Source organism: Streptomyces tendae, assembly GCF_014650435.1.
Lineage (GTDB): Bacteria > Actinomycetota > Actinomycetes > Streptomycetales > Streptomycetaceae > Streptomyces > Streptomyces tendae.
The window spans coordinates 434,288-448,346 of record NZ_BMUY01000001.1 but is presented as its reverse complement, the minus strand read 5'-3'; the positions used below and the strand labels follow the sequence as shown (position 1 = coordinate 448,346).

The window sequence follows — 14,059 nt, the reverse complement described above, 5'->3', positions numbered from 1 at the left end:
GCCCCGCAGCGGGCGCTCGGTTCGGCGCACATTAACGCGCGTAGAACCTCCTGGGAACGGGGTTGCGCGGCGCCGTTATCCATTCGTGCCGCTGGCCGGTTACCGCCCTGTTAACGACCGGATCGAAGGGGGACTTACCACCGCACCGCCCGCCCCGTCACCCGCCGCACCGCCTACTGCACGGCGTCGATGAGGGCGGCCGCGGTGAACATCTCCACGCCGACCGTGATGGCGTGCTCGTCGACGTCGAAGTCGCCCTGGTGGAGGTCGCGGACCGTGCGCTCGCCGGGCGGGCGGACGCCGAGGCGGGCCATGGCGCCGGGCACGTGCTCCAGGTACCAGGAGAAGTCCTCGCCGCCCAGGCTCTGCTCGGTGCCCTCCACGGCGTCGGTGCCGCGCCGGGCGACCATGGCGGCCTGGAGCAGCTCGGTGCTGGTGACCTCGTTGACGACCGGGGGCACGCCGCGGACGTAGGTGATCTCGGACTTGGCCCGGTACAGGTCGGCGATCTCGTCGATGGCGCCCATCACCAGGTCGGGCGCCTGCCGCCAGGCGTCGAGGTCGAGGCAGCGCACGGTCCCGGCGAGTTCGGCGTGCTGCGGGATGACGTTCGGGGCGTGGCCGGATTCGATCCGTCCCCAGGTCAGGGCGAGCCCGCTGCGGCTGTCCACGCGCCGGGCGACGAGCGGGGGCACGTCGGTGACCACCCGGGCGGCGGCGGTGACCAGGTCGGTGGTGAGGTGCGGGCGTGCGGTGTGTCCGCCGGGGCCGTTCAGGGCGATCTCGAGGCGGTCGCAGGCGGAGGTGATGGGGCCGACCCGGAGGCCGATCCGCCCGGCGTCCACCCGGGGGTCGCAGTGCACGGCCAGGATCCGGCGCACCCCGTCGAGCGCACCGCCCTCGATGGCGTCGGCGGCGCCGCCGGGCAGCACCTCCTCGGCGGGCTGGAAGACCAGCCGCACGGGCCTGGGCAGCAGGCCCTGCTCATGGAGGGCGGCGAGCACGAGCCCGGTGCCGAGGACGACTGTGGTGTGCACGTCGTGCCCGCAGGCGTGGGCGCGGTCGGGCACCTGGGAGCGGTAGGCGCACTCGGTCTTGGTGTCCGGGATGGGCAGGGCGTCGATGTCGGCCCGCAGGGCGAGCATGCGGGGTCCGCCGGACCACTGGCCCGACTCGGTGCCGATGTCGCAGACGAGCCCGGTGCCGATGGGCAGTACGCGCGGCTTGAGACCGGCCCGCTCCAGCCGTTCCTTGATCGCGGCGGTGGTACGGAACTCCTGGTTGCCCAGCTCGGGGTGCATGTGGAGGTCGCGGCGGAAGGCCACGAGCTCCGCGCGCAGCGCGTCCGGCAAGGTGCCGGGCAGCGCGGCTTCACCGGGAGTGTCGGCCTCGGACTCTGGGGACATCAACACGTTCACCCTCTGAAGGGTAGGACGCCGGGGTAGTCAACTGCCCCTCGATCAACAAAATTTCAGCCCGTTAGGGGAAGAAAGTTGGCCGCTCGGCGCATGGCTCTCAACGGGGGTGGGTACGCTCACCCGTTTCCGGCCTCGGCACCCGGCTCCGTCCTTCCTTGTTTACTTGCTCCCCTCACGCATACCACGCCACGGCGGAGCCACGCCGGAACCGTCCGTATGCCGGGCCCGCCGATCGCCCTGCCCCGCGCCCCGGCTACCCCGTGCCCGCCACCGCCGACAGCCGGTGCACGTCCCGGGCCGAGCCGGTGACGCCGCTCAGGAATCCGCGGGCCCGCGGTGAGGCCGTCTCGGTGAGCCAGGCGGGGTCGATGTCGCAGACGGCGACGCGGACCTCGGTGCCGGCCAGGGCCAGCGGGAGGGTGTGGACGACGGTGGAGGGGAAGCTGAGGACGGTACGGCCGATCGGCCCCCGGCGGGCGATCAGCTCCAGGGGGAGGTCGGGGCGGACGATCTGCAGGCCCGTCTCCACGGCCAGCCGGTGCAGCTTCTCGGCGCCCTCGCGGCGGTGGGCGAAGTAGCGGGCGGCCCCGTGGGTCTTCGCCAGGGCGCGTACGGCGGCCACGTAGCGGTCGGCGTCGACGACGCCGGTCTCCACCAGGGAGGTGCCGACCATGTCGGCACCCTTGGTGATGCGGGGCGGCCCGAAGCGGGCCCTGGTCCAGGAGAAGTCGTTCGCGGCGACGGCGACGCCTTCGGGGACGTCCTCGATGGGCATGGAGGAGAAGACCGAGACCTGCCGGTCGGGGGTCGGGGTGAGGCGGTGGCGGGCGGACCGGGAGACCGGGGCGAAGAGCAGGTCGCGCGGGCCGGGGCGGCTGCCCTTGCGGTGCCAGCGCACCAGGCGTTCGCCGTGGGCCAGCTGGGTGACGAACTCCATCGTGGCGGTGCCGTCGTCCACGACGACCAGGTCGTGGGCGCGGGTGATGGTGAGGAGCAGCTGTACGTAGCGGGAGAACGGGTCGCCCATGACGACCCGGTCCGCCTGGCGCAGCGCGGTGGTCAGGCCGCCGACCGTGCGGAAGGGGGCGGTGGCACCGCCGCGCGCCTCCTCCCAGCGGATCTCGTGGCCCTCCTTGCGGGCCAGTTCCGCCATGCGGCGCAGCTGGCCGCGGGTCATCGGGTCGACGGGCGAGAGGACCACGAGGGTGAGCTCCGCGCCGGGGGCGCGGGTGTGCGCCCACTCCAGCACGTTCAGCAGTTGTACCGGGCTCTCGACGAAGGCGAGAGTGCGGGGGCCGGCGTTCCCGGCGCGGGGGCTCATCGGTGTGGGACCGTCCCGTGGTGAGTGACTCGGTGGCCGGTGGTCAGACGCTGACGGGCTCGCCCGCGGCGGCGGCGATCTCCGCCTCGGCGACGACGCCGGTGACGCGGCGCAGCTTCTTCATCGGGCCGAGCTCCGAGTCGTAGACCTTCTTGACGCCGTCGCCGAGGGAGGACTCGATGGTGCGGATGTCGCGCACCAGGCGGGTCAGGCCCTGCGGCTCGACGGAGGCGGCCTGGTCGGAGCCCCACATGGCGCGGTCGAGGGTGATGTGGCGCTCGACGAAGGTGGCGCCGAGGGCCACGGCGGCCAGCGTGGTCTGCAGGCCGGTCTCGTGGCCGGAGTAGCCGATCGGGACGTTCGGGAACTCCTGCTGGAGGGTGTTGATGACGCGGAGGTTCAGCTCCTCGGCCTGCGCCGGGTAGGTGGAGGTGGCGTGGCACATGAGGATGTTGTCGCTGCCCAGGACCTCGACCGCGTGGCGGATCTGCTTCGGGGTGGACATGCCGGTGGACAGGATGACGGTGCGGCCGGTGGCGCGCAGGGCGCGCAGCAGCTCGTCGTCGGTCAGGGAGGCGGAGGCGACCTTGTGGGCGGGGACGTCGAACTTCTCCAGGAAGGCGACGGCCTCGGTGTCCCACGGGGAGGCGAACCAGTCGATGTTCTTGGTCTTGCAGTACTCGTCGATCTGGCGGTACTCGTCCTCGCCGAACTCCACGCGGTGGCGGTAGTCGATGTACGTCATCCGGCCCCAGGGGGTGTCCCGCTCGATGTCCCACTGGTCGCGCGGGGTGCAGATCTCCGGGGTGCGCTTCTGGAACTTGACGGCGTCGCAGCCGGCCTCGGCGGCGGCGTCGATCAGCTTGAAGGCGTTCTCCAGCTCACCGTTGTGGTTGATGCCGATCTCGCCGGTGATGTAGACGGGGCGGCCGGGGCCGGCCTCGCGGGTGCCGAAGGTGCGGATGCGGGAGTTGGTGCTCATGGCAGGGGGTTCCTTACTTGGACTGGGTGAGCGTGGGGGTGGTTTCGACAACGGGGTCGAGGGCGTCCAGGGACGGACCCAGGAGCCAGGTGGCGATCTCCCGTACGGCGCCTTCGCCGCCGGGGACGGTGGTGACCGCGCGGGCCGCGCCGCGTACGGCGTCGTGGGCGCTCGCGACCGCCACGGGCCAGCCGACGAGGGCGAAGCACGGGAGGTCGTTGACGTCGTTGCCGACGTAGAGCACGCGTTCGGGCGCGATGCCCTGTTCCTCGCACCACTGCTTGAGGGCGAGGTCCTTGCGGTCGATGCCGTGCAGCACGGGCAGCTTGAGCTTGCGCGCGCGGGCGGCGACGACCGGGTTCACCTCCGTGGACAGGATCAGCATCGTCAGGCCGCTGCGGCGCAGGGCGGCGATGCCGAGTCCGTCGCCGCGGTGCACGGAGACGAACTCCCGTCCGTCGGAGTCGATCAGCACCCGGTCGTCGGTCTGGGTGCCGTCGAAGTCGAGGACGACCGCGTCGATGTCGGCCGCGGTCGGCAGGGCGCCGGGCCGGGCCGCGTCGAAGTGCGGCGCGAGGGCGCGGGCGCGGGCCAGGTCGTGCGGGTCGTCGATCTCCAGGACGCGGGCCGGGTCGGTGCGGACCAGCTCGGTGCGGCCGAAGAAGCGGTGCTGGTGCTTGCGGAAGCCGGGGGCGGCCATGGCGTAGGCGGCGCCGGTCTCCAGCAGGTCCTGGGGGCGGTCCTGGCGGCGGGGGCGGTACGCCTTGTCGTGGTTGACGCCGTGGCCGCCGTCGGCGCCGCCCGTCTCGTCGGTGCCGTCGCGCCAGACGAAGCCGTGGAACGGGGCGACGGTGACGGCGGTGTCCGCGCCGTCCTCGACGACCGCGCCGGCCACTCCGTCGACGTCCTCGCGAGCCAGGAAGGGGCTGGTGCACTGCACGAGCAGGACCGCGTCGACGGCGGCGCCGTGCAGGGCCTCGTGGGTGTCCATGGCGTGCAGCACGGCGGCCTCGGAGGTGGCGGTGTCCCCGGCGATGGCCGCGGGCCGCAGGACCACCTCGGCACCGGCCTCGCGGGCCGCCGCGGCGATGGCGTGGTCGTCGGTGGAGACGACGACGTCCGTCACGAGGCGGGCGGCCAGGCACTCGCGCACCGCGCGGACCACCAGCGGGACGCCGCCGACGGGGGCGAGGTTCTTCGCGGGCACTCCCTTGGAGCCGCCGCGCGCGGGGATCACGGCGAGCACCCGGCGCACCGAAGCGCCCTGGCCCGCTTCCGGGTTGGTCATGGGCTGTACTCCTTGGAGACGGTTCGGGCCGGTCACAGCTCCCCCATCCGGCGGATCACCGGGGCGACCCGCTGGACGCCGTGCCGGTAGGCGCCGCGGGCGGCGCGGCGCACGACCTGCCGCACCGGGCCGGGCGCCCGGTCGGCGGCCGGTGCGCCGGGCAGCGGGCTGCCGTCGGGGCCGAGGTGGTGGCGGGCGAGGATGCCGGGGAGGTAGCCGGGGGCGGTGACCGGCGTGTAGTACGGGGCGAGCGGGGGCAGGCCGTCGGGCCGGGCCAGTAGGGCCGCGATACGCTCGCGGGCCTCGTCGAAGGCGGTCTCGTAGCCGCCGTCCGCCGCCACGCCCTGCCGGGCGACCCACTCGGGGTCGGGGGCCGGGCGGTGGCCCTCGTCGAGCTGGTCCCAGGAGGCGAGGCAGCCGGAGCCCACGAAGTGGTGGTTGCCGAGCGCCTCGCGCACCCCGAGGTCGCTCAGGACGACCGTGGGGATGCCGCGGTGCAGGGACTCCAGGGCCGCCGTGGAGCTGATGGTGACCAGCAGGTCGGTGCGGTCCAGGACCTCGCCCATGTGGCCGTAGACCAGGCGGAAGTTGGGCGGCGGGTCGGCCCGCTGCACCAGCTTCTGGTAGGGCAGCTCCTCGATGTGCGTGGTGTGCTCGCCTGGCTTGGAGCGCAGCTTGAGGACGACCTCCCGCTCGGGGTGGAGGCGGGCGTGGCGGATCAGCCGTTCGAGGAGGTACGTGCGGTCCCTGCGGTTGTCCGGCACCGAGGGCTGCGCGGCGAAGACCACCGTGTAGGGGCGGTCGCCGTCGGGCTCACCGGCGTAGCCGGCCCCGCCCAGGAAGGGCAGGGCGACCTCGGTCACCGCGGTGGCGTCGGCGCCGACCCCCTCGTACACGGCGCGGAAACGGTCCGCGTCCTGGCGGGAGTTGGCGAGCACGAGATCGGCGCCGTGGCGCAGCAGCAGGCCGTCGGCGAGCTTCTCGTAGACGACGCCGACGTAGCCGGTGACGACCACGGGCCGCTCGGCGCGGTCCTGCCAGACGCGGCCGAGACCGTGCAGCATCGCCTGGACACCGCCGCCGACCAGGGCGAGGACGAGGACGTCGTAGGAGTCCTCGCCCCGCGCCGCCTCCATGGCGCGCAGGAACTCGACGGCGGTCACCTCGCGGAGCGAGTCCGCGCCGACGCCGACCTCCTGGAGCTGGCGGGCGGTGGGGGTGGCTCGGCCGCGCAGGAGGTAGCCGTCGAGGTGGATCTCCGTGTCGCCGGGGCGGACACGGGTCGCGGTGAGCGCGCCCCATTTCCACCGGGTGTCGGAGTCCGCCAGGACGGCGACTCTGAGGGCCTTCGTTGCACTTGCTGGCACGTCGTAGACGCTAGGAAGCCATTTCTAGGAACCGCCCAACCGGAATCCAACAAATGGTGAACAGCACATCGCCGAATGGGGAATCGGCCCGCATGGGCCCCGGAAAAGCATCCGCTTCACCGCTTCGCCACGCCGCGTTCACCGGGAATCAAGGAAGCGGTAAAGCCGAATGCCGGGCCGTCGCATAACGTCGCCGACGTGCCCAAGCTCTCCGTCATCGTGCCGTTCTACAACGTGCGGCAGTACGCCCCAGACACCCTGCGGAGTCTGCGCGCCAACGCGCGGGACGACTTCGAGTTCATTCTCGTCGACGACTGCTCCACCGACGGGACCGTGGAACTCCTCGCGCGCGCGGAGCGGGATCTGCCGGGGGCGGTGCTGGTCATACACGAGAAGAACGGCGGCCTGGCGACGGCCCGCAACACCGGCATCGACCGGGCGCGCGGCGAGTACCTGGCCTTCCTGGACGGCGACGACTGGCTGGCGCCGGGCCACTGCGCCGACCTGGTGGCCGCCATCGAGAAGCTGGACGTCGACTTCGTGCGCACCGACCACGTGCAGTGCACGGGACGCAACCGCACCCTGCACCGGGTCCCGCACGGCCGCCGCAACACGGCCCTGCGCCCGCGCGACGCGATCCTGCCCGCGCACCGCACCACCTCCGTCGACTACGCCTACGCGTGGGCCGGCGTCTACCACCGCCGGCTGGCCGAGCGCGGTCTGCTGCACTTCACCGACGGGCTGCGCACGGCCGAGGACCGGCCGTGGATCTGGAAGCTGCACCGGGAGGCGGAGTCCTTCGCGGTGACCGGGCTGCTCGGCGTGTTCTACCGGCGCGGAGTGGCGTCCTCGCTCACCCAGATCGGTGATGTGCGCCAACTCGACTTCATCCGCGCCTTCGACGAGGTGCTCGCGGGGGCGGCCGGGGACGCGGACGCCGCGCGGCTGGTGCCGAAGGCGGTCCGCACGTACTGCGCGATCATCTCCCACCATCTCGGTTCCATCGAGCGGTTCGAGCCCGCCGTGGCCCGGATACTGAAGGAGCGGAGCGCGGCGGCGCTGCGGCGGATGCCGCAGGACGCGCTCGACGAGGTGCTGGACACGATGGACGCCGAGCGCGCCACGCGGCTCCGCCGCCTGCGCCGTCGCGCGGGCGCGGCGGCCCCCGGCCGGCCGGCCGAGGAGGCTGCGGCATGACCACTCAGATCTTCCTGGCGTCGACGCTGTACGGCACGGCCACGCTCGCCGCGGCCCTGGACTCCGGCTGCTTCGACGCGGCCGACCGGCGGATCCTGCTGGTCACCAACAACGCGGCGACGCCCGAGACGACCCCGTCCCTGGACGCCGCCCCGGGGTTCGAGCGGCTGCGGGGCCGGTTCGACGACGTGGTCTCGTGGAACGAGGCGATCTACCCCTTCCACCCCGGCGACTGGTCGCCGCGGGCCGGGGACGTGCCGTTGTGGGAGCGGCACCTGCGGCTGGCCTGGGAGCTCGGTGACGACGACGTGGCGCTGGCCGTGGAGTCGGTCCACGTGCCGCCGGCGATCGGCGTGGCGCAGATCTTCACCGACGCGCCCCTGACCGCCTACGCGGACGGTCTGATGAGCTACGGGCCCACCCGCACCAAGCTGGCCCCGCTGGTCGGCACGCGCGTGGAGCGGCTGCTCCACCTGGACCTGGTGCCGGGGCTCGCGCCGCTGCTGCTGACGGAGTTCGGTGTCGAGCCCGAGGTGGTGCCGTCCCCGGCGTTCACCAAGGTGCTGGCCGAGTTGGCGGACACCGGCGCCGGGCTGCCGGACGTGGAGCGGCCCGCGGTGCTGCTCGGCCAGTACCTGTCGGCGCTGGACATCCTCTCCGCCGAGGAGGAGGAAGACCTGCACGTGCGGATGCTGACCGGCGTCGCCGGGCTCGGGCACACGCGCGTGGTGTTCAAGACGCACCCCACGGCCCCGGCCCGCTTCACCCGGGTGCTGGAGGAGGAGGCCGAGCGGCTGGGGGTCGACCTCGCCGTGGTGGAGACGCCGGTCCTGGCCGAGGTGCTGTTCCAGCGGATGCGTCCGGCGCTGGTCGTCGGCTGCTTCTCCACGGCCCTGCTCACCGCGTCCGCGCTGTACGGCCTGCCGGTGGCCCGGGTCGGCACCGAGCGGCTGCTCGACCGGCTGACGCCGTACGAGAACAGCAACCGGGTGCCCGCCACCCTCGTGGACGCGCTCCTGCCGGACCTGTCGGACCCGGCCGCCGTCACCGAGGGGCGGCGGGACGCGGACCCCGAGACGCTCGCCGCGCTGGTGCGGACCGTCGGGTTCGCGATGCAGCCGAAGGTCCTGCCGGAGCTGCGGCCGCAGGCGGAGGCGTATCTGCGCGCGCACCTGGACGCCCGCACCTGGCGGTACTTCAAGAAGCGCAGGCTCACCTCGCTGGGCCTGCCGGGTGGCATCCCGGCCCGGCTGGGATTCCTGCCGCACAACTCCACGGCACGCAGGGTGGTGCGCCGGGCGCGGTCCATCCGGCGCTCGATCGGGCGGTGACGGCCGGCCGGACGTCCGCCCGAGGGCGAGTGTTCACCCGCCGTCCGTCCGGAAGCCACCCGCGGACCGTCGCCCTGGGGCACATTCGGCGTCCGGTCGGAGAACGGTGGAGCGCGTGACGAAGCCCCTGGCGGGATTGTTCAAGGCACGGCAGCGGGAGGCACCCGGCCCGGGCCCGTACGCCCGGAGCCTGCGCCTGTGCGGCGAGCACCTGGCCGCACAGGAGCCGGGGGCCGCCGGGGCCACCGGCCCGCAGGTCCGGCTGACCCGGGCGATCGGCGCCTTCGCGGCCTCGCTCGACGGGCCGGCGGCGGATCCCTTCGACGCCCTGCTCCAGGTCGGCGAGCGCGCGCTCGAGGTGGGCGGGGAGCACGGTCTCGGCCTCGCGCTGGGGCTCGCCGAGTCGGCGGCCGGGATCCGGCGTCGGTCCAAGGGGGCGTGGCGGCTGCGGGGCCTGGCGCTGGACGGGCTGGGCCGCGGCGCCGAGGCGCTGGAGTGCTACGAGCGCTATGCCGCGCTGCTGCCCGACGGCCGCCCGGCGCCCGAGGTCGCCCGCCGGACGGACACCCTGCGCCGCCGCCGGGAGTGCCTGGAGGCGGCGGTCGCGCTCTTCCCCGGGGAGGGTGCCGAACTGCGGGAGCTGCTCGGCGAGCCCACCGCGACCACCGCGGTCCTCGCGCCCCGCTTCGACGCCTGGGTGCGGGCGCGGGTGGCCGCACACGGCCCGGGCGACCCCGCGGTACGGCGCCTGCTCGCGCTGTACGGCTCCTACCGGCGGCTGGACCGGCGGGACCTGGTGCCCGACCCGCTGCTGGGCGGCACCATCCCGGTGGACGTCGGCGGTCTGCGGGCCCTGGTCGAGGGACGGACGGTGTGCGTCGTCGCGAACGCCGGTGACGTGTCCGGGAGCGCGCTGGGTGCCGGGATCGACGGCTACGACCTGGTGGTGCGCTGCGACTCGTTCCGCCTGCGTGCCGAGGGCACCGGCGGGCGCACCGATCTGCACGCCGTCACGCTGCGGGGCGACACCCCGTGGGACGGACCGGCCTGGACGCAGCGGGCCGGTGTCCGGCTGGTGTTCGGCGACCCGGTGGCCGGCTGGCGCCGCGCGGTCCGGGAGCGGCTGGCGCCCGGCGCGCAGGACCACGTCGGGGACGTGTCGCTGCGCCGGCCGCTGAGCGACCCGGCGCTGCTGGGCGAGGACGGCTGGGGCACGGCGCCGACCACGGCGTTCACCGTGCTCCGGCTCCTGGACTTCCTGGACGCGAGCCCCCGCCTCGATCTCGTCGGCTTCACCCCGGCCGGCCGGCTGCGGCCCCGGGAGGCCGAGTGGGTCGAGCGGCACGCGACGCACGTCGACGACAGCAAGATGAGGATCGCCCTGCGATGACCCACCCCGCCACCTCCCCGCTCCCCGCCGCCTCGGCCGCGTCGGCCGCCGTGAGCTCACTCCCGGCCTCGGATGCCTCGGACTCCCCCGCCACCGCGAGCGCCCTCTCAGCCTCCGCCGTCTCGGCCTCGTCGGACTCCCCCGCCACCGCGGGCGCCCTCTCAGCCCCAGCCGCCTCGGCCTCCGCCGACTCCTGGGCGGCCCGCGCAGCTTCGCCCTACCCGGCCGCCTCGGCGTCCCCCGCAGCTCCCTTCTCCCCCGCCGCCTCGGCCCCGTCGGACTCCCCCGCCACCGCGGGCGCCCTCTCAGCCTCCGCCTCCTCCTCAGCGTCCCGCGCAGCTTCGCCCTCCCCGGCCACCTCGGCGTCCCCCGCAGCTCCCTCCTCCCCCGCCGCCTCGGCCTCGTCGGGCTCCCCCGCCGTATCCGCCGAGGTCTCCGCCGACGACCGGAGCGCCGTCACCGGCAGGCGGCGGATCGCGTTCGCCGTGCACACCGACGAGGGCGGGCTGCCCGGTCTGTCCGTACTGGTCCGCAGCCTGGTGCTGAGCAACCCCCGGGTGTGCGAGGACGTCGTGGTGCTCCACCCCGGGCTGCCCGACGCCTCGTTCGACGCGGTGCGCCGCCTGCACCCGCGCGTCGTCACGCGCCGTGCCGAGGACCGCGGTGCCGCCCTGCGGCTGGAGGGGTACGACACGGTCGTCGCCCTCGGTACCGCGTCCGTCGTCCTGGGCGACCTCGGCGAACTGCTGCGGATGCGGTTCGGCGTGGCGGCCGTGCCGCAGGTGCTGGCCCCCGGGGAGGACGGTCAGCGGCCGGCGGTGCTGCCGGACGGTCTCTTCGTGGTCCAGTGCGCCGACCTGGACGAGTCCCTGGCCGAGCGGCTGTGCGGCCCGGGCGGCGCCGACCCGGTGGCTGACGGCGAGGTGACACCGCTGGACGCGCGCTACGACTTCCTCGCCCGCCGGCTGTACGGGGACCTGCCGGTGCCCGCCCCGGTCGCCGTGCTGCGCTTCACGGGGCCGGCCGACGCGCCGGGTTACGGTCCGGCCGCCGAGGCGTGGCGGCGTTTCGAGATGGGCGACGAGGAGTTCCGGGCCGCCTACCGCGCCCTGCCCGGCGGCAAGCACCCCGACCTGCTGGCGCACCTCGCGCCGCCGCTGCTCAGGGCGCGGCCCTCGCTGGACCTCGCCCGCACGGTCGCCGACGTGTACCGGGGGCAGGGCCGCTACGACGAGGCCGTGGACGTGCTCGCCCCGGTCGTCGCGGACCGGCTGGACGCGCCGCGCTGCCACGAGACGCTGGGCGTATGCCTGATGGCGCTCTCGCGCTACGACGAGGCGGAGGCGCACCTGCTGCTGGCGGCGGCCTCCCCCGACCTCGCCCCCCGCGCCTTCGCGCAGCTGGCCCGGCTGGCCTGGCTGTGCGGGCGGGAGGCGGACGCGCACGCCTACGCCCGCGAGGGCCTGGCCGCCGACCCCACGGACGCGGGCTGCCACGCCTGGTACACCCGCACCCGTCCGGACGTGCCCGGGCCGCGCCGGCCCGAGGGCGCCGCCGCCGAACAGCTCGCGCACGTGGCGCTGTTCGCGGAGGGCCGGGAGAACGCCGGGGACCGGGTGCTGCCGGAGGCGGTGCGCCTGTGCTTCGGCGCGGACACCGGCCCGGGCCGCTGGCACCCGCAGCCGGTGCACCGGCTCGTCGACGAGGCGACGCTGGAGGAGCTGAACGCACGGCGCGGGGTGGTCGTGGGCGGCGGCGGGCTCTTCCTGCCGGACACCTCACCCAACGGCAACAGCCACTGGCAGTGGAACGTGCCGGACGAGCTGCTGGCCCGCCTGACCGCGCCGCTGGCGGTGTTCGCGGTCGGCTACAACGTGTTCGACGGGCAGCGCTACCGGCGGGGCCGGTTCGCTCAGAGCCTGCGGGTGCTGGTCGAGCGGTCGGCGTTCTTCGGGCTGCGCAACCACGGTTCGATCGAGCGGGTCCGGGAGCTGCTGCCCGCCTCCCTGCGCGACCGGGTGCGCTACCAGCCCTGCCCGACCACGGTCGCCCGGCACCTGGTCCCGGGGTGGACGGATCCGGCCGAGCGGTCCGACACCGTCCTGGTGAACTGCGCCTACGACCGTGCGGGGCTGCGCTTCGGCCACGACTACGGCCACTTCCTGGCCCAGCTGGCCGCCGCGCTGCGCACCCTGCGGGACCGGGTGGACGTCCGGTACGCGGCGCACATGCCGGCCGACGAGCGCTTCGTGCACGACCTGCGGCGCGAGCACGGCATCGCGCTGCCCGTGGAGCAGCTGTACGCCATGCCGAACGACGCGATCCGCGACCTGTACCGGCGCGCCCGGCTGGTGATCGGGATGCGCGGGCACGCCGGGATGATCCCGTTCGGCTGCGGGACGCCGATCCTGAGCCTGGTGTCCCATCCGAAGCTCGCCTACTTCCTGACGGACGTCGGGCACCTGGAGTGGGGGCTGTCGGTGCACGACCGGAGGCTGGGCCCGCGGCTCGCGGAGCGGGCGTCCGCGCTGCTCGACGACCACGCGGCGGCCGTGGCCGACGTGCACGGCGCGCAGGAGGCCCTGTGGCGGATCACGCGGTCGAACATCGGGGAGCTGCGGAACACGTTCGGTCTCGGGAGAACCCCGGAACGGGACTGAAACACCAAGAATTCACTTCCGCTGCGAACGGAGTTCTCCTTTCCGAGCCCGCACGGCCACCGCCGGATCCGGGCGCCTGGATAGCCTGTTCCAATCTCCCCTCATCTCTCCCACTCCTCGAACGTGAGAGGCCCGCGTGCCGAAACTGTCCGTCGTCGTTCCCATGCACAATGTGGAATCCTTCGCCGAGAGCACTCTGAGAAGTCTCGCCAACAACGCGGACCCGGACTTCGAATTCCTGCTCGTCGACGACTGCTCCACGGATTCCACGCCGTGGTGGATCGACCGCTGGACGGACGGGCGCACCGACACCCGGGTGATCCGGCACGAGACCAACCGGGGCATAGCGCAGGCCCGCAACAGCGGCATCGACGCTACCCGGGGCGACTTCGTCACCTTCCTCGACGGCGACGACTGGTACGGGCCCGGCTATCTCCGGGAGCTGGTGGGCCGGGTCGAGGAGTTGGGGTGCGACTTCGCCCGCACCGACCATGTGCAGGCCACCGGCACCGAGCGGGTGATCCGGCGGCCCCCGGCCCCCGCGCGCGACCTCGTGATGGACCCGCGCGACGGCATCGCGCCGCCGCACATGGAGACGATGGTCGACTACCCCTTCGTCTGGGCGGGGATCTACCGGCGGCACCTCTTCGACGACGGCGGCATGCGCTTCGCCACCGAACTGCGCACCGCCGAGGACCGGCTGTGGATCTGGCGCCTGCACCTGAAGGCCGCCACGTACGCGTCGGTGGGACTGCACGGGGTGTTCTACCGTCGGGGCGTCGCCACCTCGCTCACCCAGATCAAGGACTCCCGGCAGCTGGACTTCATCCCGGCCTACGACATGCTCCTGAAGGAGTTGGCGGAGGACCGGGAGGCCGAGCGCTTCCTGCCCAAGGCGGTACGGACCTACTGCGCCATGATCGCCTTCCACCTCGGCAAGGTGGACGAGTACGAGTCCTCGGCGGCCCAGCGGCTTCGCCGGGAGGCGCGGGACGCGCTGCACCGCATGCCCCAGCACGTGCTGGAGGAGACCCTCCGGACCATCGACAGGACTCGCAGCAGGCTGCTCGGCCGCCTGCGTGACGGGCGGAAGGCTGCCTGATCC

The 14,059-nt window shown here is 74.0% G+C and carries 10 protein-coding genes; 5 read left to right on the top strand and 5 right to left on the bottom strand.

All coding sequences use genetic code 11. The annotated features are described in order from the left end of the window. Nucleotides 1-173 precede the first annotated feature (173 nt). From IE258_RS02105 to IE258_RS02085, 5 genes are all read right to left on the bottom strand, one after another. Nucleotides 174-1,406 carry a M20 family metallopeptidase gene (locus IE258_RS02105; protein WP_189738127.1) on the bottom strand — a complete coding sequence of 411 codons (1,233 nt, stop codon included), beginning with the start codon at nucleotides 1,404-1,406 and terminating at the stop codon, nucleotides 174-176. Nucleotides 1,407-1,671: 265 nt separating this feature from the next. Beyond that, nucleotides 1,672-2,739 carry a hypothetical protein gene (locus IE258_RS02100; protein ID WP_159324005.1) on the bottom strand — a complete coding sequence of 356 codons (1,068 nt, stop codon included), beginning with the start codon at nucleotides 2,737-2,739 and terminating at the stop codon, nucleotides 1,672-1,674. A 43-nt stretch (nucleotides 2,740-2,782) separates the two neighbouring features. After that, a complete protein-coding gene (locus IE258_RS02095) occupies nucleotides 2,783-3,721 on the bottom strand; it encodes an N-acetylneuraminate synthase family protein (RefSeq protein WP_189738125.1) in 939 nt (312 codons plus the stop codon). 13 nt (nucleotides 3,722-3,734) lie between these two features. Beyond that, a complete protein-coding gene (locus tag IE258_RS02090; protein WP_189738121.1) occupies nucleotides 3,735-5,009 on the bottom strand; it encodes an N-acylneuraminate cytidylyltransferase in 1,275 nt (424 codons plus the stop codon). Nucleotides 5,010-5,041: 32 nt separating this feature from the next. Next, the gene (locus tag IE258_RS02085; RefSeq protein ID WP_189738118.1) at nucleotides 5,042-6,376 is read right to left on the bottom strand and encodes a DUF6716 putative glycosyltransferase; all 1,335 of its coding nucleotides are present in this window, start codon (nucleotides 6,374-6,376) and stop codon (nucleotides 5,042-5,044) included. 198 nt (nucleotides 6,377-6,574) lie between these two features. On the opposite strand from IE258_RS02085, the gene IE258_RS02080 reads away from it, so the two are divergent. The 5 genes from IE258_RS02080 (at nucleotide 6,575) to IE258_RS02060 (ending at nucleotide 14,056) form a co-directional block, all read left to right on the top strand. Beyond that, entirely contained in the window at nucleotides 6,575-7,573 is a 999-nt protein-coding gene (locus tag IE258_RS02080) for a glycosyltransferase family 2 protein (RefSeq protein WP_189738115.1), read from the top strand. Further along, nucleotides 7,570-8,904, top strand: coding sequence for a polysialyltransferase family glycosyltransferase (locus IE258_RS02075; RefSeq protein WP_189738112.1), 1,335 nt, complete (start codon nucleotides 7,570-7,572; stop codon nucleotides 8,902-8,904). The genes IE258_RS02080 and IE258_RS02075 overlap by 4 nt, the downstream gene beginning before the upstream one ends. A gap of 115 nt (nucleotides 8,905-9,019) precedes the next feature. Continuing rightward, entirely contained in the window at nucleotides 9,020-10,294 is a 1,275-nt protein-coding gene (locus tag IE258_RS02070; protein ID WP_189738109.1) for a tetratricopeptide repeat protein, read from the top strand. Next, on the top strand, nucleotides 10,291-12,954 hold the full coding sequence (locus IE258_RS02065) for a polysaccharide pyruvyl transferase family protein (RefSeq protein ID WP_229891906.1): 2,664 nt from the start codon (nucleotides 10,291-10,293) through the stop codon (nucleotides 12,952-12,954). Before IE258_RS02070 ends, IE258_RS02065 begins: the two co-directional genes overlap by 4 nt. A gap of 136 nt (nucleotides 12,955-13,090) precedes the next feature. Beyond that, nucleotides 13,091-14,056 carry a glycosyltransferase family 2 protein gene (locus IE258_RS02060; RefSeq protein WP_189738106.1) on the top strand — a complete coding sequence of 322 codons (966 nt, stop codon included), beginning with the start codon at nucleotides 13,091-13,093 and terminating at the stop codon, nucleotides 14,054-14,056. Nucleotides 14,057-14,059 lie beyond the last annotated feature (3 nt).